This is a genomic window from Rhizobium esperanzae (assembly GCF_014197615.1).
Lineage (GTDB): Bacteria > Pseudomonadota > Alphaproteobacteria > Rhizobiales > Rhizobiaceae > Rhizobium > Rhizobium esperanzae_A.
Window position 1 is genome coordinate 1 of record NZ_JACIFY010000002.1, and the last position, 21,059, is coordinate 21,059.

Here is a 21,059-nt window from a genome sequence, read left to right on the forward strand (position 1 = left end):
CTCGTCGCCGCCATGCGAAAGCTAATCATCATGATCAACACTATTCTCAAAAGACAAACGCCATGGAACGAGCCCCAACAACACGGTTGCTGAGGTGCCCCGCAGGGGCCTCGAAGGACGAGGCGGGCACTCCATCACCCCACCCCGTCAGTCGATCAACCGCTGCGCAGTAAACTTATCCGTCACAAGCATGTCGATCACCCCCACGCGCAGCGCGCCGGCGATCGCATCGGTCTTCTTGGCTCCGCCAGCCAGAGCAATAACCCGGTCCACCCGCTCGAGATCCTCGAGCGGCAGTCCGATGACCCGATCATCCAGCGGTGTCTTGACCGGCTTGCCGTTCTTATCGAAGAAACGAAGCGAGATATCGCCGACGGCGCCCGCTTCCGCGAGATCGGAGAGTTCGCGGGAGGAAAAGATGTTGCCGGAGCGGGCGAGAAGTTCGGACGGTTCGACGGCTCCGATGCCGACGATCGCAAGCGTTATACTGCCGAAGAGGTCCATCGTCTCACGGACGAACGGGTCGGCCTGCATCAGAAGTTTTGCCTCCCTCGATGTCGTCACGCCCTGCACGGGGAGCAGCTTCGGCTCGGCGCCGGTCAGCCGTGCAAGCCGCGTGGTCAGCTGCGTCGCGTGCGTCTGCACGGAAGGATCGCCCATGCCGCCAAGGGTCTGGACGACGTATTTCACCTGAGCGCTCTTCGAAGGATGGATGTTCTCGACCATCTTGAAAATGGTCTGGCTCCAGCTCGAAACGCCGATGATCTCTCCTGGCGAAAGCGTCACCTCCAGGAGATGAGCCGCCGCCTCTCCGATACGGGCCATGATGGCGCCGTCCCGATCTTCCGTGCACTCGACGACGATCGCCTCCGGCAGACCGTATTTCTCGCGAAGCGCGCCCTCGAGCTCGCTATAGGTGCCGACGGGAGGGATCACGCTGGTTCTGACGATATCTTCAGCCTCGGCGCGCTTCAGCATGCGCGACACCGTCGCCTGAGACAGTCGAAGGTGCTCCGCGATCTCCGCCTGTCGTCGCCCCTCTATGTGGTACATCTGGGCGACCCTTGAAATGAGGCGGAGTTCGTTGAGGCGAGTCATCGCTAATCCCAGAGTGAATTTTTATTCACCTTTAGCCTGTGTTTCGCGGGACGTCGAGCGGGCGAGCGCATCATTCCAGGTATCGAGAAGCAACCCACGATCAACGGGCTGCGGCTCGATGGTCTCAGTGTTTCGCGGCAGCTCCGCGACAATCTGGAGATCGCTCCACAAGCCAAGTGACAGCCCCGCCAGATAGGCAGCACCCAGGGCCGAGGCCTCGGGCGCTTCGCATTGGATTACCGGATGTTCGATGAGGTTGGAGACGCACTGCATCAGGAAGCGGTTCTGGCTCGGTCCGCCATCCACATAGAGCGCGCCGAGTTCGCCGCCACTCTGCGTCCGCATCGCCGCGATCACGTCATGCACCTGGAAGGCGATGGAATCGGTTACCGACCGGGCCATCTGCGCGCGTGTCGTATTGAAGTTGATCTGGGAGAACAGCGCACGGGCATCGGCATTCCAGTAAGGGGCGCCCAGTCCCACGAATGCCGGCACGAAGCCGGGGCCGCCCGGCTCGGCGCTCGCCGCAAGTTCGACGAGAGCCGCCACATCCGCAAGGCCGAGAATATCGGCCATCCAGGGAAGACTGGCGGCGCAAACGAGAATATTGCCTTCGAAAGCGAAAGTCGGCTTTCCCCCGATACGCCATGCGACGGTGGTCGTGACGCCGTTGCGCGGGGAAATGAAGTGCGAAAGCGTCGTCATGACCGAAGAGCCGGTCCCGAAAGTCACCTTGCCGTCGCCCGGCTTGAATGCCCCATGACCGAACAGGGCGGCGTGGCTGTCTCCGATCGCGGCCATGATCGGAGTACCATCAGGCACTCCCGGCAATCCTTGCGTTCTGCCGAAATCGGCGGAGCTGTCGAGCACCTCGGGCAGCAGCGCGATATCGACGCCGAAAATCTCGACGAGTTCCTCGCTCCATCTCTGCTCCCGGAGATCGAACAATTGGCTCCTGGCGGCATTCGAAGCGTCGCAGGCATGCCGGCGCCCGCCCGTCAGGCAGTGGACGAGCCAGCTGTCGATCGTTCCGAGCCGCACCGATCGCCCGGCCGGAATACGGTCGAGCAGCCAGCGGAATTTCGAACCCGGAAACATCGGGTCCAATGGCAGGCCGGTAAGCGCCTGCACCCGGTCAAGGCGACCTTCGGCAATCAGACGTTCGCAATCCTGCGCCGTTCGGCGGCACTGCCAGCTGACCACCGGCCCAAGCGCCTCCCCGGTATCGGCGTCCCAGGCGGTGACGGATTCGCGCTGGTTGGAAATGGCCACAGCCTCGATAACAACATCGGGGCCGGCCTTCAGGCAGATGTCGACCGCTTCGCAGACCGAGGCGTAGAGCCGGCGCGGGTCCTGTTCGACCCAGCCCGGCCTGGGATAGGAGATGCCGACGGGCGCCGCCCCCCTGCCGACGATCTCTCCCTTCTCGGAAACGAGAACTGCCTTTGAATTGGTCGTGCCCTGGTCGATTGCCAGAATTGCCCGCATTCCATCCTCCCCGGATCAGGTGACGGCCGAAACGGCAAAACGTTTCGACCAGTCTCTGGATCCTATTACTTGCGCTTGATCAGCGCCTGCGCGGCGTCGGCGATTGCGGACGGCGCCATCCCGAATTCGTCGAGCAGGAACTCTGCCGAACCTGTTGGGGCATAGACGCCGGGAACGCCGAGACGTTTCATCGGCACCGGGGCATTGTCGACCACCACTTCGGCGACCGCCGAGCCGAGCCCGCCAAAGATCGAATGCTCTTCGGCTGTGACGATCGCTCCGGTTTCCCTGGCAGCAGTGATGATAGCCTCCTCGTCGATGGGACGAACCGTCGCAAGATTGAGCACCCTGGCATTGATGCCGCGCTCAGCGAGGATTTCGGCCGCCTTCAGAATGCGATGGGTCAAAGTGCCGTTGGCAATGAGCGTGACGTCGGACCCCTGCCGAAGGAGATTCGCCTTGCCGAGTTCGAACTTATGGCCTTCCGGAAGCAGGTCGGGCACGCCGACCCGCGACAGGCGCAGGAAACAAGGCCCGTCATAACTCGCGGCCCAGGCAACGGCAGCAGCGGTTTCGATGCGGTCACAAGGCGCAATGACCGGAAGATTGGGCAGGACCCGCGTCCAGGCGAAATCTTCGATCGAGTGATGGGTCGGACCGAGTTCGCCATAGGCCATGCCGGAGGAGATGCCGACCAGCTTGACGTTGGCATTCGAATAGGAAATGTCGGCCTTGATCTGCTCCAGCGACCGCCCGGTGAGAAACGGAGCGGCGGCGCAGACGAATGGAAGCCGTCCGCCATTGGCGAGGCCCGCTCCGACGCCGACCATGTTCTGCTCTGCGATGCCGACATTGACGAGGCGTTCGGGAAATTTGGACTTGAAGCCGCCGAGCTTGGAGGAACCGACGGAATCGTTGCAGACGGCAACGATCCTCTCGTTTTCAGTTGCCAGCCGCTCCAGCGTGGCGGCGAATGCGTCGCGGCAATCATAAAGCTTGGGTGGGTTGATTGGCGCGTTCATTACAGTGCCTCCGACAATTCTGCCAATGCGATTTCGTATTGTTCTTTGCTCGGCACCTTGTGGTGCCATTCGACCCGGTCCTGCATGAACGAGATTCCATGGCCCTTGTTGGTATGGGCGACGATGCAATGCGGCCTTGCCCCCCGGTGTTCGAGCGCAGGAACGACTTCGCTCATCGTGTTGCCGTTGATCTCGGTGACTTCCCAATCGAAGGCTTCGAGCTTCGGGCGCAGCGGGGCGAGATCGTTGGTTTCGGCCAGCGCCGCGCCCTGCTGAAACCTGTTGTGATCGATGACCAGCGTCAAGTTATCGAGCTTGAACTGGGCGGCCGCCATGATCGCTTCCCAGTTGGAACCCTCCTGCATTTCACCGTCGCCGGTGACGACGTAGGTGTGAAATTTAGCACCCGAGAGCTTGGCCGCTTTCGCCATTCCGACTGCGACCGGAAGACCATGGCCGAGCGGCCCGGTATTCGTTTCGACGCCCGGAACCTTGTTGCAGTTCGGATGCCCGTTCAGCCGCGAATGCGGCTGCAGGAAGGTGGAAATCTCCTCCTCCGGGATGAAGCCGCGTTTTGCGAGCGTCACATAGAGGGCGCATGCCGTATGCCCCTTTGACAGGACGAACCTGTCGCGGTCGGGATGTTTGGGCTGATCCGGCCAGACTTTCAGCACACGAAAATAGAGCGCCGTCAAAATGTCGATGACCGACATCTCCCCGCCGATATGGCCGGCGCCCGCTTCAAAGACCGCCTGAAGATCGCGCAATCGGATCTCGCGGGCGATGCGCTCAAGTTCTGTCGTATCCATCGATTCCTCGTGTGCATAAATATTCACTACTCAATATTTTTGCACAAGAAGCCGATTAGTCAACCCCCTTATACCATGTACCGAGAACATCCACTCAACGAAATATTGTTGACAGCCGGAAAGCAAGTTGTTAATGAATTTTCCAGCAGGCATGAATAATTATTCCATCCTGAACAAATATCGGATACAGGCCTACGCAGAGGGAGGAGCAATGGTGGCGCTCGATATCAATGAACACAGGCTTTCGTCCGGTGCGTGGTTGAGCAAGCTCAAGGGAGCGACCGGCCCACTCGTCGGATTGCTCGTGCTGTGCGTCTTTCTGAGCGTCAGCACAGACACATTTCTTTCGGTCCGAAACGGCCTCAACATTCTCGACCAGATTACCGTTCTCGGCATCATGGCTGTGGGAATGACGTTCGTCATCCTGATTGGCGGCATCGATCTCTCCGTCGGCTCGGCACTCGCTTTGGCGATGATGGTGATGGGTTGGACCGCCAACGTCGCCGGCCTGCCGCTGCCCGTCGGGATCGCCTTCGCGCTGATCGCTTCGGCGGTATCGGGCCTGATCGTCGGATTGCTCGTGACGCAGTTCAGGGTTCCGGCCTTTATCGCCACTCTCGCGATGATGTCGGCTGCCCGTGGCGTTGCAAATATGATCACCGACGGCCAGCAGATCGTCGGCTTCCCCGACTGGTTCATGATGCTGGCGATCGATCGCCATTTCGGCGTCATGACGGCCACCGTCTTTCTGATGCTGGCGGTGGTTCTGGCGGCCTGGCTTTTCCTGCATTTCCGCTCCGAAGGCCGCATGCTCTATGCGGTGGGCGGAAATTCCGAAGTCGCGCGCCTCGCCGGCATCAACGTCCCGCTGGTGACGATCGGCGTCTATGTCATGAGTGCCGTCCTTGCAGGCCTTGCCGGCGTCGTGCTCGCCGCCCGGCTGGATTCCGTCCAGCCGTCCAGCGGTCTCGGCTATGAGCTGGACACCATCGCTGCGGTCGTCATCGGCGGCACGTCGCTCTCCGGCGGCGCTGGCGGCATCGGCGGAACGCTGATCGGCGTTCTGATCATCGGCGTGCTGCGCAACGGTCTCAACCTTCTCAACGTCTCGCCGTTCCTTCAGCAGGTGATCATCGGCATCGTCATCGTGCTTGCGGTCGGCGCAGAGACTATTCGTCGGCGTCGCGCCTGACGAGCGGGGTCCGCCGCACTGGCGGACCCGGAATTCCGCCCCGGAAAATCGGGGCGGATCAATACCCCGAGGGGGAGGACATACCCGAGGGTTCCATTAAACAACGGAGGAAATACAATGAAAATTGCGCGCACCATGCTCGCGTCTGCTGCACTGCTCGGTCTCATGCTCGGTCCCGTACACGCGGCGGAGCTGAAGAAGCTGGGCCTCGCCGTTGCCAACCTTCAGGCAAACTTCTTCAACCAGATCAAGCAATCGGTCGAGGCCGAAGCCAAGAAGCGCGGCATCGAAGTCATCACGGTCGACGCCAAGGGCGACGGACCGACGCAGGTCAACCAGATCCAGGATCTGCTGACCCAGAAGATCGACGCGCTGATCTATATCCCGGCCGGTGCTGCGGCTGCGACCGTTCCGGTCAAACTCGCAAAGAGCGCCGGCATCCCGGTCGTAAACGTTGACCGCAACGCCGAGGGAGCACCGGGCGATACGTTCCTTGCAACGGATTCCGTCGCCTCTGCCAAGGCTGTGTGCGACTACATTCTGAAGGAAGCCGGCGGCAAGGGTAAGATGGTCATCATCCACGGCCAGAAGGGCACGACGCCGGAAGTCGATCGTTCGAAGGGCTGCGCTGAATCGCTCAAGGCATATCCTGACGTGAAGGTCGTCGCCGAGCAGTTCTCCAACATCTGGAGCCAGGACGAAGGCTTCCAGATCATGCAGAACATGCTGCAGGCAAACCCGGATGTTTCGATCGTGTTCGCCCAGGCCGATGGCCTCGCACTCGGCGCCGCCCAGGCAATCAAGGTCGCCAATCCATCGCAGAAGATCGTGGTCGGCGGCTTCGATGGCGACACCGCAGCTCTCGAAGCCCTGAGCAAGGGCGTCTTCAACGTCACTGCAACGCAGCAGACGCAGAAGATGGGCCGCGACGCGGTTGAAAATGCTGCCAAGCTCGTCGCCGGCGAAAAGGTGCCTCCGGTCCAGCTCCTGGATGCCACGCTGACCACCAAGGAAAACGTGGCAGGCTTCATCGCCAACCATCCCTGATAACGTTGAGGTCTTGAGGAGGTGTGCCGTGACTGATCCCGTTCTTTCCCTGAGGGGCATATCCAAGTGGTATGGGCCGCTTCAGGTTCTGAAGGATGTCAGCCTGGACGTCTATCCGGGCGAAGTGGTTGCACTTCTCGGTGAAAACGGAGCGGGCAAGTCAACGCTGTCGGGCATCATCGCCGGGTCCCGCACGCCCTCCGAAGGATCGATGACATGGCTGGGGCAGCCTTATGCCCCGGCCACCCCAAGGGAAGCGATCGACAAGGGTGTCGTCCTGATCCACCAGGAGCTGCAGCTTCTGCCGCAGCTCTCGGTCGCCGAAAACGTCTTCATCGGACGCTGGCCGATGAAGAACGGCGTCGTCGACCGCGCCCAGATGGTTCGCCGGGCCCAGGACCAGCTCGCCCGCTTGAACCTTCACATACCCGCAACGCGGAAGGTCGCCGGCCTTTCCACCGCCAATCAGCAACTCATCGAGATCGCCAAGGCGCTGGCGCTCAACGCAAAGCTCCTGATCCTCGATGAACCGACAGCCGCCCTTGGCGGCGCGGAGACGGAAGCTCTGTTCGAACAGGTCCGCAAGCTTCGCTCGGAAGGCGTTGGCATCGTCTACATTTCCCACCGCATGGAAGAGATCAAGCAGATCACCGACCGCATCGTCGTTCTTCGCGACGGCGAGCGCGTGCAGGAATTCTCCGACAGCGCGACCCCGGTGCGAACGATTGTCGAGAGCATGGTCGGGCGCCCGCTTGACCGCTTGTTTCCTACCCTGCCCGTTCCGACAGATCGTCCCGTGCTTCAAGTCTCCGGCCTGAGCTCGCCGGACGACTCGTTCCGCGACGTTTCCTTCGAGGTGCGAGCCGGCGAAATTCTCGGTATCGCCGGCTTGGTCGGCGCCGGCCGCACCGAACTGGTGCGGGCGATTTCGGGCGCCGATCCGATCAGTGCCGGTTCGATCAAGCTGGAAGGCGAGGAGCTCAGGCTGCGCGACCCGGCGGACGCGATCGCTAGAGGTATCGTGATGGTTCCGGAAGACCGCAAGGAGCAAGGCCTGATCGTCGGGCACCGGATCAGCGAGAACATTATCTACGCCAATCTCGACAAACTGGGCGGTGGCTGGATCACACCGCGCGTCAAGCGCTCCTTTGCGGAAAAGGCCGTTGCCAAGTTCGGCGTCAAGGGCCGTGCCGAGCAATACGCCTCGGACCTGTCAGGCGGCAACCAGCAGAAGGTCGTGATCGCCAAATGGCTCATGCGCGATCCGAAGGTCGTCGTGCTCGACGAACCGACGAGAGGCATCGATGTCGGCGCCCGCGCCGGCATCTACGACATCATCGTCAATCTTGCCAAACAGGGCGTGGCGGTCATCGTCGTAAGCTCCGACCTCGAGGAAGTTCTCGGCGTCTCCAATCGCATTCTCGTGCTTGCCCAAGGCAAGCAGGCGGGGATCCTCAATCGTGACCAGGCCAATGACGTTTCGGTCATGGAACTGGCTACCATCTAAAGCAATTCCAGCAAAAGTGTGCAGCGGTTTGCCAGGCAAAGCGCGAAGCACTTTTGCCGGGAATTGCGTGAAAACAAAACAACAGAGAAAGGAAGAGCGGTGTCCGACATCACTCTGAACGCCCCGAAGCTTTTCGATCTCAGCGGCCAGGTTGCCATCGTTACCGGCGCCGGCAGCGGCATCGGGCAGCGCATCGCCATCGGCCTTGCGCAATGCGGCGCCGACGTCGCCCTGCTCGACCGCCGGACCGACGACGGACTGGCGAGGACAGCCGAACATATCCGCGCTGCCGGCCGCCGCTCGATCCAGATCGCGGCCGACGTCACCAACAAATCCTCCCTTGCCGATGCCGTCGCACGCACCGAATCCGACCTCGGCGCGCTGACGCTTGCCGTCAACGCTGCCGGCATCGCCAACGCCAGCCCGGCGGAAGGGATGGAGGAGGATCAATATCAGACGCTGATGGATATCAACCTCAAGGGCATATTCCTGTCCTGCCAGGCCGAAGCCCGCGCCATGCTGAAGAATGGACGCGGCTCCATCGTCAACATCGCCTCCATGTCCGGTGTGATCGTCAACCGAGGGCTGAGCCAGGCGCATTACAACGCCTCCAAGGCGGGCGTCATCCACATGTCGAAGTCTCTGGCCATGGAATGGGTCGGCCGCGGCATTCGCGTCAACACCATCTCCCCCGGATATACGGCAACGCCGATGAACACCCGTCCGGAGATGGTCCACCAGACCAAGCTCTTCGAAGAGCAGACGCCGATGCAGCGCATGGCGACGGTCGACGAGATGGTGGGGCCGGCGGTGTTCCTGCTGTCGAATGCGGCAAGTTTCGTGACCGGCGTCGATCTTCTCGTCGACGGCGGCTTCTGCTGCTGGTGATGCGATGAGATGCCGGCCGCTGGAAAATGAACGGTCTCGCCTCCTCCCTGGCTGAGATCGAGGCGCTGGAGGGTAACGGGCATGACGGCGTGCGATATCGTCGTCTGCCCGCCCTTCGCGCCGATCGAACGGACGGTTGCGCCGAGATTTGCTGTTTATGTCAGGATACGAGGAAAGAGCATGAAACGCTTTGAGCAAAAGACCGTCGTCATTACCGGGGGCAGCCGCGGTATCGGCGCTGCGATCGCCAGGCGCTTTGCGCGCGAAGGCGCCAATCTCGTCGTCTCGGCCAATGAGGATCTGGTCCACGGCGTTGCCGAACAGATCCGAGTCGAAGGCGGCAAGGCGATCTCTTTCATCGGCGACGTCACCGACAAGGCGAGCGTCATCGCGCTCTACGATGCGGCCGAAAAGGAATTCGGCACGGTCGACGTCTCGATCCAGAATGCCGGCGTCATCACCATCGCCCGCGTCGAAGACTTGACGGAGAACGAGTGGGACAAGGTCATATCAGTCAACACCAAGGGCGTCTTCCTCTGCGCCCAGGAGGCCATTGCAAGAATGCGCAAACACAAGCGCGGCGGCCGCATCATCAACACCGCCTCCGGCCAGGCCCGCGACGGCTTCATCTACACCCCGCATTACGCCGCCTCGAAAATGGGCGTCGTCGGCATCACCCAAAGCCTGGCCAAGGAAGTCGCGACCGAAAACATCACCGTCAACGCCTTCTGCCCCGGCATCATCGAGACCGACATGTGGGCCTATAACGACCAGGCCTGGGGCAAACTCCTTGGCAATTACGGTCCAGGCGAACTGATGAAGGAATGGGTCGAAGGCATCCCGATGAAACGCGCCGGCTCCGGCGAGGACGTCGCCGGCCTGGTGACTTTCCTCGCCAGCGACGACGCCGCTTACATCACCGGCCAGACGATCAATGTCGATGGCGGGTTGATTATGTCGTAGGCGGGCCTTGGGGCGGCGTTGAAGCTTAAACCTGAAGCAGCCATCTGCCTTTCGCTGGCCGCTCAAGGCGTTCGTCGCTATCGCTCCTCACCCCCCTCATCTGCCTGCCAGCATCTTCTCCCCGCTGGGGAGAAGGGGAATCGTGGCGACGTCTCGCTCTCTCTGACATTTCGGCTGAAAAGATGGCCGTACGGCTTGGTCCCTTCTCCCCGGCGGGGAGAAGATGCCGGCAGGCAGATGAGGCGGCCGCACGGCACATCTTTCATTGCCTGGGCAAAATGCCCCCTCACCAACCTTACGTCCGGCTGATCGAAACCCCACCATCCGCCAGCATCGCCGTCCCCGTCACGAAGCTGGACAGATCCGACGCCAGAAACAACGCCGCATTGGCGATCTCTTCCGGTTGCGCCATACGCTTCAGCGCATGCAACCCCTCGACGAAGGCGAGCAGATCAGGCGTCGCGTCAGGCGCGTTGGTAATGCTGGCCGGCGTATCCGTTCCGCCCGGCAGCAGCGCGTTGACGCGGATGTTCTGCCGCCCGAGTTCGGCGGCGAGCACCTGCACGAAGCCGATCAGCCCCGCCTTGCTCGCCGCATAGGCGGCCATACCGGGCATGCCCGCAGTGTGGCCGACGAAGGTTGAGGTGAAGATCAACGATCCCCCACGCTTTCCCATCGCCGCCGACTGATGTTTGGCGCCAAGAAAGGCGGCGGTCAGATTGGTCTCGATCGTCTCGCGCCATCCTTCGACGGAGAGGCCGGCAACCGGCCCCATCTCGCCGAGGCCGCCGGCATTGTTGAAGGCGATGTCGAGCCCGCCGAAGCGCGAGACCGCCGTATCGGTCAGCCTCGCCTGCAGCGCCTCATCCCTGATGTCGCCGGCAACGGCGACGGCCTGTCCGCCGTCCGCCTCGATTTCGGCGACGACGGCGTCGAGCGCCTCCTGCCGCCGACCGGTGACCACGAGCCTCGCACCTTGTCGCGCAAAGACTTTCACCGCTGCACGGCCGATGCCGGAGCTTGCGCCGGTGACGATCGCGACCTTGTCGTTCAGAAGTGTCATGTCCGTTTCTCCTCAGTTGTCGAGGCGTCTGAGATCTCAAACATCGGCCGATGCAGCCACCCGTTTCCCGCACAGACAAAAGAAAACTTCCGGCAGCCGATGTTCTCGCCGGCGATCCCGCCGCCAGCCGAAGGAGAATGAAAGCCTCGATCGACCCATCGAAAATATCGGAATTCGCATTGTAAAACGCCGCTTTGCTGTGGTTTCCAAACACGCGCCTGTCGCAGCGTCAGCGCCATTGTGCGCTGCATCATCGATTTATCCCGGGTGTGACATTCATCCGATTCCCTTCATGTATCTTCCCGACTAAGAAGGGGCGCACAGGTAAAGGGAATCTCTTCATGCCGCGGTCACGCAATACTGAGGGCGCCATCTATATGAGCATGGCGATGGCCGGCTTTTCCGCGAGCGATGCCCTCTCCAAATCGGTGGTTGCCTATATGAACGCCGGCGAGATCATGTTCCTGCGCGGCCTTTTCACCAGCCTGCTCGTCTATCTGATCGCCAGGAAAATGGGCGCTCTGCGCTCCTGGCGCATTGTGCTGAAGCCGATCATCATCCTGCGCATCATCTGCGAGATGTTCTCCGCCGTCACCTACATCACCGCGCTTGGCATGATGCCGATCGCCAATGCCTCGGCGATCCTGCAATCGCTGCCGCTGGTGGTCACCTTCGGTGCGGCGATGTTCTTCCGCGAGCCCGTCGGCTGGCGGCGCTGGTCGGCGATAACGGTCGGTCTTGTCGGCGTCATGATCATCATCCGGCCCGGACCGGAAGGTTTCACCGCCGCCGCCCTGCTCTGCGTCGGCGCCGTGCTGACGACGGCCGGCCGCGATCTCGCCACCCGCTCGATCGACCCGGAGATTCCCTCGCTGATGATCACCGTCATCACCGCCATCTCCATCTCATTCTTCGGCGCGCTTCTCATCCCCGTGCTCGGTGGCTGGCACCCCGTCAGCGCGACGTCGCTCGGGCATCTCCTGCTCGCCTCGGTTCTGGTGCTCGTCGGCTACCAGTCGGTCATTCTCGCCATGCGCACCGGCGAAATCTCCTTCGTCGCGCCGTTCCGCTATACCAGCCTGATCTTCTCCTCGCTGCTCGGCTTTATCTTCTTCGCCGAAGTGCCCGACAGCTGGACGCTCATCGGCGCCGCAATCGTCATCGCTTCCGGCCTCTATACGTTCTATCGTGAAGCCAAGCGCCGCGTACCCCCGATCGCGCAGGAATCGGCGCCGCGCTCACCGGTTTGAGGCAGGTTGATGGCTGAATTCGCGCTCGACAGATCCGAGATAGCAGGCGTCGTGCTGGCCGGCGGTCGCTCGCAACGCATGGGCCGCGACAAGGCAGGCGCACTACTCGGAGCCGAAACCCTGCTCCGCCATGTGCTGACCCGCCTTTCGCAGCAGGTCCTCCCCGTTGCCGTCAATGCCGATGCCGCCGCCGAGGATGTGCCTCTCGTCCCCGACCGTTTTCCCGGCAAGGCCGGGCCGTTGGCCGGCATCCATGCGGCCATGGTCTATGCCGCCGGCCTTCCAGCGATCACCCATGTCGTCACCGTCTCGGTGGATTGCCCGTTCTTCCCGGCCGATCTCGTCGCCCGGCTGGCGGCAGCGCTTGAACACCCGTCGCAGATTGCCATCGCCGCCTCCGAAGGCCGCAGCCACCCGGTCTTCGGTCTCTGGCCGGTGACACTCGCCGCCGATCTCGGAGCCTGGATCGCCACCGACGAAAAGCGCCGCGTCCGTGACTTCCTGTCGGGGCATGACGTTACGGAAGTCGCCTTCCCGCTGCATCCGACGCGGGCCAGCCTGCTCGATCCCTTCTTCAACATCAACACACCTGACGATCTCGTCGAGGCGGAACGCTGGCTGGAGGCTCTTCGCGCATGACCGCACCCAAAATCTTCGGCATCGCCGGTTGGAAGAACTCCGGCAAGACAGGGCTGGCCGTCCGCCTTGTGACGGAGTTTACACGCCGCGGCTACAGGATCTCGACGATCAAGCACGCCCATCATGATTTCGATATCGACAAGGTGGGCGCCGACAGCTACCGCCACCGCGAGGCGGGCGCCCACGAGGTCACCATCGTCTCCGGCACCCGCTACGCCATCATGCACGAACTGCGCGGCGCGCCAGAACCCGCATTCGAGGAGATCCTCGCCCGTCTCGCCCCCTGCGATCTCGTCCTGATCGAAGGCTACAAGCGCGAACCGATCCCGAAGATCGAGGCTCGCCGCCTGGAGGCCGCCAATCGCCAACCGCTGGCGCCGAGCGATCCCCACATCTGCGCCATCGCCGCCGATCATGCCGTCGCGGATACGGCCCTGCCCGTCTTCGATCTAGATGACACAGGCGCCATCGCCGATTTCATCGCAGCGATCGTCGGCCTTGGCCAGGCGAGCCCCTGACGCACCGGCGCCGGATCTGGGAACCGAAGCCGCTTCGCCTGCCACCGCCCTGCTGATTTCCTTGGCAAGCTGGGCCTGATTATAGGGTTTTCCCAATCTCGGAAGATCGATGTCGGTGCCGGCGGGCAGATCGGCATAACCGGTGGCCAGCACGATCGGTAGCGCCGGATGAAGATCGCGCACCGCCTCTGCGAGCTGGGCACCGGTCATACCGGGCATCGAATAGTCGGTGATGACAAGATCGAAATTCTGGCCGTTCCTGATCAGTTCAAGCGCCTGCACGCCGGAATTGGCCTCGACGACCTCGTGGCCGAGATCTTCGAGCATGTCGACCGAACTCATGGCGATCAAGGCATCGTCGTCGACCAGAAGGATCTTCAGCCTTGAGGCTGTTTCCGAAACAGGCAGCGCGGTCTCGTTCGCCTGCTCGGGGCGCTGTTCGGTCGCCGGCAGCCACAACTCGGCGGTCGTTCCCGCCCCAAGCTCGCTTGTCAGGAGAAGTGCGCCATTCAGCTGAACGGCAAGCCCGTGGATCATCGATAGGCCAAGGCCCGTGCCCTTGCCGAGTTCCTTGGTCGAGAAAAACGGATCGACGGCCTTCTGCAGCGTCTCCGCGTCCATGCCGGTGCCGCTGTCGGCCACCGCCAAGACAAGATAGCTGCCCTCGCTGAGATCGCCGCCATTGCCGCTAACCTGTTCCTCGCGCAGCGATATGGACAGCCTTCCGCCCTCGGGCATCGCATCCCGGGCATTGACTGCAAGATTGAGCAGCGCCAGTTCGAGCTGGTTCGCATCGACAAGAGCCGGCGGCAAGGTCGCCGGCAGGATGGTCTCGATGCTGACCGAGGATCCGACCGAGCGTCGCAACAGATCGTTCATGCCTGAGACCAGTTCGGCCAGATCGACGGGCTTGACTTGCAGATCCTGTTGCCTGGCAAAAGCCAGCAGGCGCTGCGTCAGCGCCGCTCCCCGGCGCGCGCCTTGAAGCGCGCCCTCGACCAGACGCGTCGCCTTGGCGTCTCCGGCAAGGTACTTGCCGAGCAGTTCCAGATTTCCGAGAACCACCATTAGCAGATTGTTGAAATCATGCGCGACGCCGCCGGTGAGCTGGCCGATCGCTTCCATTTTCTGGGATTGGCGAAGCTGCTCCTCCGCTCTCTCGCGCTGGGCGACCTCTTCGAGCAGTGTCTGGTGAGCGGCGTTGACCTCCCTGGTCCGCTCCCTCACGCGCTCTTCGAGGTTCTCATTGAGCCGTCTCAGATTTTCCTCGATGGTCTTGCGGGCGGTGGTATCGGAGCAGACGCCGACAAGCTTCCTGGCGGAACCATATCTATCGGCATAGAGCTGCGCGTGGACCTCGGTCCAATGCAGTGACCCATCCGGCCAGATCGTCCTGTGTTCGATCGAATAGTCACGCCCGGTGTCGATCGTCTGGCGCAGGCGCACCAGCACGAAGTCCCGGTCGTCGGGGTGGATGCTGGCGATCAGATCGTCGCGCGTGACATCATCATCCGGTTCTCGGCCGAAGACCGCCTTGCAGGTCGCCGAGGCGGACAAGGCCATCGACGACAGCTCCAGCTCCCACGCCCCGAGACGGCCGGCGGCAAGCGCCGTCTGCAACCGCCTCTCGCTCTCGCTGAGAGCCTCAAGCCGGTCGCGCGCCTCATACTGGCGCAGGCGCCCCTTCAATGCGGTCCGGGCAACGCTGACGAATGAAGTCGCATGGAACGGTCGCTCCAGAAAAGTGACGTTGCCGAGAACTTCGGAAAGCCTGGCAGCGGCCGGATTTCGTTCAGGCCCTCCGCCGCGCTGAGTGAGTACGATGAACGGCAGATCGGACCAGCTTGGCTGGGCGGCAACCCAGGCAGCAATGGGTTTCAGGTCACTGCCACGGACAGCCTCTTCCGTCAGAACGCCAACCGCGACCCTATCACTGAGCGAGGACGCGAAGAGATTCAAATCGGCAACTGTGGTCGATGACAGTCCTGCCTCATCGATCAGCGACGCCGCGACCTGCGCGTCGCGTCCGGCCGGGGCATAGATCAGAGCCTTCGTTTTGTCGGAATTAGGAATTGCCGCCGTCCTTGCTGTCGGTTGGCAAAAGTGGAGCGGTCGTCGCGACGAATTCCGGAACGCCGCGAAGCACCCCCTGAAAACCGACGATGGGATCTCCGAGCGTCAGACCGTTACCAGCGATCCGATACTCCCGAATGGTGTCCTCGTGGAAACCGGTTCTTTTCTTGATGACGGAGACCGCCCGCCGCACACGTCCCACGGCCTCGAAATATCGTAGCAGGATGACGGTATCGGCGAGGTAGGTAACGTCGACCGGCGCCTTCATGTCGCCGACCAGTCCGTGTTGGGCGACGGTGAGAAAGGTGTTTGCGCCTTGCCTGTTCAGATATTGCAGCAGCTCGTGCATATGCAATGTCAGCGAATTCTCATCCGGCATGGCAGCCTGGTAGCCGTTGATGCTGTCGATCAGGACGGATTTTGCACCCGAGTTATCGACACAAGCGCGCACACGGTGCGCAAATTCGCCGGGTGACAGTTCCGCCGCATCGAGCTGCTCGATATGCACCAGACCCTCGTCCCGCATGGCTTCGAGATCCATCCCCAGCGCTTTCAGGCGTGTGAGCAGCAAACCGAGCTCCTCGTCGAAAATGAAAGCGGCCGCCTTCTCGCCGCGCGTGATCGCCGCCATCAGGAATTGAAAAGAGAAGGTACTCTTGCCGGTGCCGGCGGGACCGAGGATCAGCGTGCTGGACCCTCGCTCGAGCCCACCCCCCAGAAGCAGGTCCAGCTCGGCAATATTGCTGGGCAGCTGATCGCGAGCGTAACTCGACCTGTGTTCGGCGGCGACGAGACGCGGAAAGACGACAACGCCGCCGGTCTGGATGATGAAATCGTGATAGCCGCCGCGGAAAGCCTGTCCGCGGTATTTCATCACTCTCAAGCGTCGTCGTTCGGAGCCGTAAGTCGGCGCCAGTTCGTCAAGATGGATGACCCCGTGAACGACACTGTGCACCGTCTTGTCGAGCATGTCGGAGGTCATGTCGTCGAGGAGAAGCACGGTCGCGCCCTGTCGGGCAAAATAATGTTTGAGCGCCAGGATCTGCCGGCGGTAGCGCAGCGAACTTTGCGCGAGCAGCCTGATCTCCGACAGGCTGTCGAGAACAACCCGGCTCGGCTTGACCCGTTCGAAAGCGGCGAAGATTTCTTTTGTCGTTTCCCCGAGTTCGAGGTCGGACGAATAGAGCAGGCTCTGCTGCTGCTCGGCGTCGAGCAGGCTTTCCGGTGGCACGACCTCGAACACCTCGATATTGTCGTCGAGGACCATGCCATGCGATGCAGCACCGGTCCGCAGTTCTTCCTCGGTTTCAGACAGCGTGATATAGAGCCCGCGCTCACCGAGCCGCGCACCCTCGATCAGGAACTGCAGCGCGATCGTCGTCTTGCCCGCTCCCGGATTTCCCTCCAGGAGAAAAACATGGCCGGTGGAGAGGCCTCCCGCCAGAACCGTGTCCAAACCGGACACACCGGTCCGAGCTTTCGTGGCAGGCAGCGCAGTATTCATTCATTGTTTCCTTCAGTTTCAAGTGTGAATTAGTGGGGAGTGATGGAATGTCAAATCGTCGGCACAGCATGTTTTTCGCTCCCGGCAAAGTGCCTGTCGGAGTGTTGAAATAGATGCTGGCGTGGATACCCGCTCGTTGGCGGGACCTGAGAATGTCGGCCGCTATCCTCGATAGCGAAGCGCGTCGACGATGAGACCGAAAGCCGCAGAGGCGTGCCGGCGACTGGGATAATAGAGATGGTAGCCGGGAAACGGCGGACACCAGTCTTCGAGCACGCGCACCAGCCGCCCACTCGTTAGATGCGCCTGCACGGCGTCCTCCGGCAGATATGCCAGTCCCGCCCCGGCGAGCACCGCATTCAGCCTGAGCGCGATATTGTTGAAGGTCAATTGTCCCTCGACGCGAACCTTCAACTCGTGCCCGTCCCGCTCGAATTCCCATGCATAGACGCTGCCATAGGTGGGCAGGCGCAGATTGATGCAATTATGCTCGGTAAGATCCTGCGGCGTCAGCGGTTTCTGGCGTCTTTCGAAATAAGCGGGTGCACCGACCACAGCCATGCGCATGTCGGGACCGATGCGCACCGCAATCATGTCCTTCGCCACCTGCTCCCCCAGCCGCACGCCCGCATCGTAGCGCTCCGCGACGATGTCGGTCAGGCCGTAGTCGACGATGATCTCGACATTGATCTCGGGATAATCGGGCAGGAGCTTTTCCAGGGCGGGCCAGAGGATCGCATCCGCTGCATGTTCGCCGGCATTGATGCGGATGGTGCCAGCCGGCTTTTCCCGAAACGCGCTCAAGGCGGCAAGCTCGGTCTCGATCTCGTCGAGCCGCGGACCGATGCTGAGAAGCAGGCGTTGACCGGCCTCCGTTGGGGAGACGCTGCGCGTCGTGCGTGTCAGCAATCGCAATCCAAGCCGCTCCTCGAGCCCCCGGATAGTATGACTGAGCGCCGATTGCGACACACCGAGCCTCGCCGCCGCCTTCGTGAAACTCTGGGCGCGGGCAACGGCAAGGAAAGCGATCAGGTCATTGACGGCAGGACGCGGCATTGATGAAACTTTCTCATAGGTCCTTGCCACGATTACCATCTAATCCTGAGCAAAGGCACGCGCTAAATATCCTGTCATCGGAGGACGAAGATCCGCTGCGGGCGGACGAACCGTTCCACACATTCAGACAAGGAAAGAACGATCATGGAAATCAAGCGAAGCGGCTCGCAGCCTTCGGCCAAGGGACCGGCGGACTGGTTCACCGGCACGGTGCGCGTCGATCCTCTCTTTCAGGTGACCGACCCGGCCCGCGCGGCTGGCGCCAGCGTCACTTTCGAGCCCGGTGCCCGGACCGCCTGGCACACCCATCCGCTCGGCCAGACGCTGATCGTCACATCCGGCTGCGGCCGCGTGCAGCGCGAAGGTGGGCCTGTCGAGGAAATCCGCGCCGGCGACGTCGTCTGGTTCTCCCCCGGCGAACGCCATTGGCATGGCGCATCGCCGACGACGGCAATGACCCATATCGCCATCCAGGAACAGCTCGACAGCAAGGTCGTCGACTGGATGGAGCATGTCACCGACAGTGAGTACCATGCTTGGAAAGGAAACGGTCATGCAGAAGCGTGAACTCGGAAAGAGCGGTCTCGAAGTCTCGGCCATCGGTCTCGGCTGCATGGGGCTGAGTTATGGTTATGGCCCGGCGACGGATATTCAGGAAGCGGTCTCGCTGATCCGGCAGGCCTTCGAACGCGGCGTGACCTTCTTCGATACTGCCGAGGCCTATGGACCCTATAAAAACGAAGAGCTTTTGGGAGAGGCGCTTGCGCCCTTCCGCAGCGAGGTGGTGATCGCCACGAAATTCGGCTTCAACTTCGATGCCAATGGCGGCCAGAGCGGTATGAACAGCCGGCCGGAACATATCCGCGCGGTGGCCGACCAGGCGCTGAAGCGCTTGAAGACCGACGTCATCGATCTGTTCTACCAGCATCGCGTCGATCCCGACGTTCCGATCGAGGATGTCGCAGGCACGGTGAAGGCGCTGATTTCAGAAGGCAAGGTGAAGCATTTCGGTCTTTCGGAAGCCGGCGTCCAGACGATCCGCCGCGCCCATGCCGTCCAGCCGGTGACGGCGCTACAGAGCGAATATTCGCTGTGGTGGCGCGAGCCCGAGCAGGAAATCCTGCCGACGCTCGAAAAGCTCGGCATCGGCTTCGTGCCGTTCAGCCCGCTCGGCAAAGGCTTCCTCACCGGCGCGATCAGCGAGGCCACAACCTTCGACAGCAAGGACTTCCGCAACATCGTGCCGCGCTTTTCGAAAGAAGCGCGAAAGGCCAACCAGGCGCTCGTCGATCTCCTCACAGCGATCGCCGCGCGCAAGAAGGCCACCTCGGCCCAGGTCGCCCTGGCCTGGCTGCTGGCGCAAAAACCTTGGATCGTGCCAATCCCCGGCACCACCAAGCTGCATCGCCTGGAAGAAAACATCCGGGCCGCCGAGGTCGAATTGACGGCCGAAGATCTCACCAATATCGAAAGCGCACTCGCCACCATCAAGGTGGAAGGCGATCGTTACCCCGCCCATTTGCAGGCAAGGGTCAACCGCTGAGAAGAGAAACGGCCGCCTTCGTTGGCGGTCGCTTCTTCACTAAGCGCATCATCGTCGCGGCGCCGGCGCATTCTCCCGGAAAGCCGGGATCGCCTCAAGCCTGCCGACAATCTCCGCGATATTTGGCCATCGGGCGAGATCGAAGCCCATGCGTCGAGCGCTGATTGCCTGCGGGAAGAGGAAAATATCGGCAAGACCAGGCCGGTCCCCGACGGCGAAGGCGCCTTGCCTGCGGCCGGCGATCATCGTCTCCACTGCGGCCATTCCCTCGCCGACCCAGTGACGGCTCCAGGCGGCAATGGCATCGGCATCGGCCTGGAAGACCGATTTGAGATGCAGGCCGATGCGCGGCGGCAGCAGAGCATGGATTTCGGCTGCGATCGCCAGCGCGATCGACCGCGCCAACGCCCTGCCCTCCGCCGTATCGGGCAGCAGCGGCGGTTGCGGCTGGATCTCGTCGAGATATTCGACGATCGCCAGCGACTGGGTGATGAGGATACCGTCATCCGTCAGCAAGGCCGGCACCAGCCCTTGCGGATTGACGCTGCGATATCCGGCCTGCCGGCTCTCGGCCTCTTCGCCGAGGATGGTGACCGGCAGCGCCTCGGCGGTCAGCCCCTTCAGGGCGAGCGCGATCCGCACTCTTGAGGTCGCCGAGGAAATTTCGTTCTGATAGAGCTTCACTGTCGTTCTCCCTGATCGCCTGAAGAGGAAACCGTCGACGCCGCCGTGACGAGGCCGGCGAGCGGCGAAGGCTCCCGCGAACTTACGTCGTAGATGCAGGGCGCAGCGAAAACCACCGCCCCCAGAATGCAGATGATCGCCAATTTCATCAAATCCTCCGACGAGCGAGACCGGTAGGCCTCGCCCTTGTTGTTTCGATCCTGCTTACCGGCAGCCTTCTGTCAGCAGTTGCGCCGGTCAGGCGACGATCAAGTCGACGTCGATATTGCCGCGCGTCGCCTTCGAATAGGGGCAGGTCTGATGGGCTTCCTCGATGATCGCCTTCGCAACATCAGCTTCGATCCCAGGCATGCTGACCTTCAGCCGGGCCTGCAGGAAATAGCCGCCATCGCCTGATCCGAGATCGACCTCCGCGTCGACGGCAAGATCGGCAGGCAGCTTGACCTTCCGGTTGGCGGCCGCGAAGCTGATCGCGCCGATAAAGCAAGCCGACCAGCCGGCCGCAAAAAGCTGTTCGGGGTTGGTGCCGGCGCGGCTGCTGCCGGGAGGCGACAGCTTGATATCAAGTTCGCCGTCGTCGCTTCGTGAAGCACCTTCGCGGCCGCCTGTGGTGCGGGTCTTACCGGTATAGAGAACCTTGTCGATCTTCGTCATGGAACACTCCTTGTGTTGTGTCGCTTTCAGCGACTGGCCGCCAGTGTGCGGCCGGTCACCA

Annotated in this window: 22 protein-coding genes; 10 read left to right on the forward strand and 12 right to left on the reverse strand. The window is 62.0% G+C overall.

Features of this window, described 5'->3' with window-relative positions:
- Positions 1-147 precede the first annotated feature (147 nt).
- The 4 genes from GGD57_RS02480 to GGD57_RS02495 all read right to left on the reverse strand — a co-directional run bounded on the left by GGD57_RS02480 (position 148) and on the right by GGD57_RS02495 (position 4,417).
- Positions 148-1,098 (reverse strand): sugar-binding transcriptional regulator, encoded by a 951-nt coding sequence (locus GGD57_RS02480; RefSeq protein WP_085737461.1) that lies wholly within the window; start codon positions 1,096-1,098, stop codon positions 148-150.
- A 21-nt stretch (positions 1,099-1,119) separates the two neighbouring features.
- Complete coding sequence (locus tag GGD57_RS02485; RefSeq protein ID WP_184466524.1) at positions 1,120-2,586, reverse strand: FGGY family carbohydrate kinase; 1,467 nt, start codon at positions 2,584-2,586, stop codon at positions 1,120-1,122.
- 65 nt (positions 2,587-2,651) lie between these two features.
- Positions 2,652-3,608: a transketolase family protein gene (locus GGD57_RS02490; RefSeq protein ID WP_184466526.1), complete on the reverse strand. Its 957-nt coding sequence runs from the start codon at positions 3,606-3,608 to the stop codon at positions 2,652-2,654.
- A complete protein-coding gene (locus GGD57_RS02495; protein WP_184466527.1) occupies positions 3,608-4,417 on the reverse strand; it encodes a transketolase in 810 nt (269 codons plus the stop codon). The genes GGD57_RS02490 and GGD57_RS02495 overlap by 1 nt, the downstream gene beginning before the upstream one ends.
- Before the next feature lie 211 nt (positions 4,418-4,628).
- Here GGD57_RS02495 and GGD57_RS02500 point away from each other — a divergent pair, with 211 nt between their 5' ends.
- From GGD57_RS02500 to GGD57_RS02520, 5 genes are all read left to right on the forward strand, one after another.
- A complete protein-coding gene (locus GGD57_RS02500) occupies positions 4,629-5,609 on the forward strand; it encodes an ABC transporter permease (RefSeq protein ID WP_064803062.1) in 981 nt (326 codons plus the stop codon).
- A gap of 117 nt (positions 5,610-5,726) precedes the next feature.
- Positions 5,727-6,656 (forward strand): sugar ABC transporter substrate-binding protein, encoded by a 930-nt coding sequence (locus GGD57_RS02505; protein WP_003540275.1) that lies wholly within the window; start codon positions 5,727-5,729, stop codon positions 6,654-6,656.
- A gap of 28 nt (positions 6,657-6,684) precedes the next feature.
- Positions 6,685-8,163 carry an ATP-binding cassette domain-containing protein gene (locus GGD57_RS02510; protein ID WP_184466529.1) on the forward strand — a complete coding sequence of 493 codons (1,479 nt, stop codon included), beginning with the start codon at positions 6,685-6,687 and terminating at the stop codon, positions 8,161-8,163.
- A gap of 99 nt (positions 8,164-8,262) precedes the next feature.
- Positions 8,263-9,051, forward strand: coding sequence for an SDR family oxidoreductase (locus tag GGD57_RS02515; RefSeq protein ID WP_184466531.1), 789 nt, complete (start codon positions 8,263-8,265; stop codon positions 9,049-9,051).
- 180 nt (positions 9,052-9,231) lie between these two features.
- Positions 9,232-10,014 (forward strand): glucose 1-dehydrogenase, encoded by a 783-nt coding sequence (locus GGD57_RS02520; protein WP_184466533.1) that lies wholly within the window; start codon positions 9,232-9,234, stop codon positions 10,012-10,014.
- A 295-nt stretch (positions 10,015-10,309) separates the two neighbouring features.
- On the opposite strand, the gene GGD57_RS02525 is transcribed toward GGD57_RS02520, so the two are convergent.
- Both GGD57_RS02525 and GGD57_RS02530 read right to left on the reverse strand, forming a co-directional pair.
- Complete coding sequence (locus tag GGD57_RS02525; RefSeq protein ID WP_184466535.1) at positions 10,310-11,077, reverse strand: SDR family oxidoreductase; 768 nt, start codon at positions 11,075-11,077, stop codon at positions 10,310-10,312.
- On the reverse strand, positions 11,074-11,331 hold the full coding sequence (locus GGD57_RS02530) for a hypothetical protein (protein WP_184466537.1): 258 nt from the start codon (positions 11,329-11,331) through the stop codon (positions 11,074-11,076). The genes GGD57_RS02525 and GGD57_RS02530 overlap by 4 nt, the downstream gene beginning before the upstream one ends.
- Before the next feature lie 87 nt (positions 11,332-11,418).
- On the opposite strand from GGD57_RS02530, the gene GGD57_RS02535 reads away from it, so the two are divergent.
- Genes GGD57_RS02535 through mobB form a run of 3 tightly spaced genes read left to right on the forward strand, consistent with a single transcriptional unit; the run spans position 11,419 to position 13,484 of the window.
- Entirely contained in the window at positions 11,419-12,327 is a 909-nt protein-coding gene (locus tag GGD57_RS02535; protein WP_184466539.1) for a DMT family transporter, read from the forward strand.
- Between the two features lie 9 nt (positions 12,328-12,336).
- A complete protein-coding gene (mobA, locus tag GGD57_RS02540) occupies positions 12,337-12,966 on the forward strand; it encodes a molybdenum cofactor guanylyltransferase MobA (RefSeq protein ID WP_184466542.1) in 630 nt (209 codons plus the stop codon).
- Entirely contained in the window at positions 12,963-13,484 is a 522-nt protein-coding gene (gene mobB, locus GGD57_RS02545; protein WP_184466544.1) for a molybdopterin-guanine dinucleotide biosynthesis protein B, read from the forward strand. The genes mobA and mobB overlap by 4 nt, the downstream gene beginning before the upstream one ends.
- Here the strand turns inward: mobB and GGD57_RS02550 are convergent.
- The 3 genes from GGD57_RS02550 to GGD57_RS02560 all read right to left on the reverse strand — a co-directional run bounded on the left by GGD57_RS02550 (position 13,416) and on the right by GGD57_RS02560 (position 18,117).
- Positions 13,416-15,557: a response regulator gene (locus tag GGD57_RS02550; RefSeq protein WP_348645952.1), complete on the reverse strand. Its 2,142-nt coding sequence runs from the start codon at positions 15,555-15,557 to the stop codon at positions 13,416-13,418. The genes mobB and GGD57_RS02550 overlap by 69 nt on opposite strands.
- Positions 15,550-17,061 carry an ATPase domain-containing protein gene (locus tag GGD57_RS02555; protein ID WP_184466546.1) on the reverse strand — a complete coding sequence of 504 codons (1,512 nt, stop codon included), beginning with the start codon at positions 17,059-17,061 and terminating at the stop codon, positions 15,550-15,552. The genes GGD57_RS02550 and GGD57_RS02555 overlap by 8 nt, the downstream gene beginning before the upstream one ends.
- Positions 17,062-17,223: 162 nt before the next feature.
- Positions 17,224-18,117, reverse strand: coding sequence for a LysR family transcriptional regulator (locus tag GGD57_RS02560; protein ID WP_184466549.1), 894 nt, complete (start codon positions 18,115-18,117; stop codon positions 17,224-17,226).
- Between the two features lie 144 nt (positions 18,118-18,261).
- Here GGD57_RS02560 and GGD57_RS02565 point away from each other — a divergent pair, with 144 nt between their 5' ends.
- Positions 18,262-18,684, forward strand: a complete 423-nt coding sequence (locus tag GGD57_RS02565) for a (R)-mandelonitrile lyase (protein WP_184466550.1) — start codon at positions 18,262-18,264, stop codon at positions 18,682-18,684.
- The gene (locus tag GGD57_RS02570) at positions 18,671-19,660 is read left to right on the forward strand and encodes an aldo/keto reductase (RefSeq protein ID WP_184466553.1); all 990 of its coding nucleotides are present in this window, start codon (positions 18,671-18,673) and stop codon (positions 19,658-19,660) included. The genes GGD57_RS02565 and GGD57_RS02570 overlap by 14 nt, the downstream gene beginning before the upstream one ends.
- A 48-nt stretch (positions 19,661-19,708) precedes the next feature.
- Here GGD57_RS02570 and maiA read toward each other — a convergent pair whose 3' ends face one another.
- From maiA to GGD57_RS02585, 3 genes are all read right to left on the reverse strand, one after another.
- Positions 19,709-20,344: a maleylacetoacetate isomerase gene (gene maiA, locus GGD57_RS02575; protein WP_184466555.1), complete on the reverse strand. Its 636-nt coding sequence runs from the start codon at positions 20,342-20,344 to the stop codon at positions 19,709-19,711.
- Entirely contained in the window at positions 20,341-20,493 is a 153-nt protein-coding gene (locus GGD57_RS02580) for a hypothetical protein (protein WP_184466557.1), read from the reverse strand. The genes maiA and GGD57_RS02580 overlap by 4 nt, the downstream gene beginning before the upstream one ends.
- An 88-nt stretch (positions 20,494-20,581) precedes the next feature.
- A complete protein-coding gene (locus GGD57_RS02585) occupies positions 20,582-20,998 on the reverse strand; it encodes an organic hydroperoxide resistance protein (protein WP_184466559.1) in 417 nt (138 codons plus the stop codon).
- Positions 20,999-21,059 lie beyond the last annotated feature (61 nt).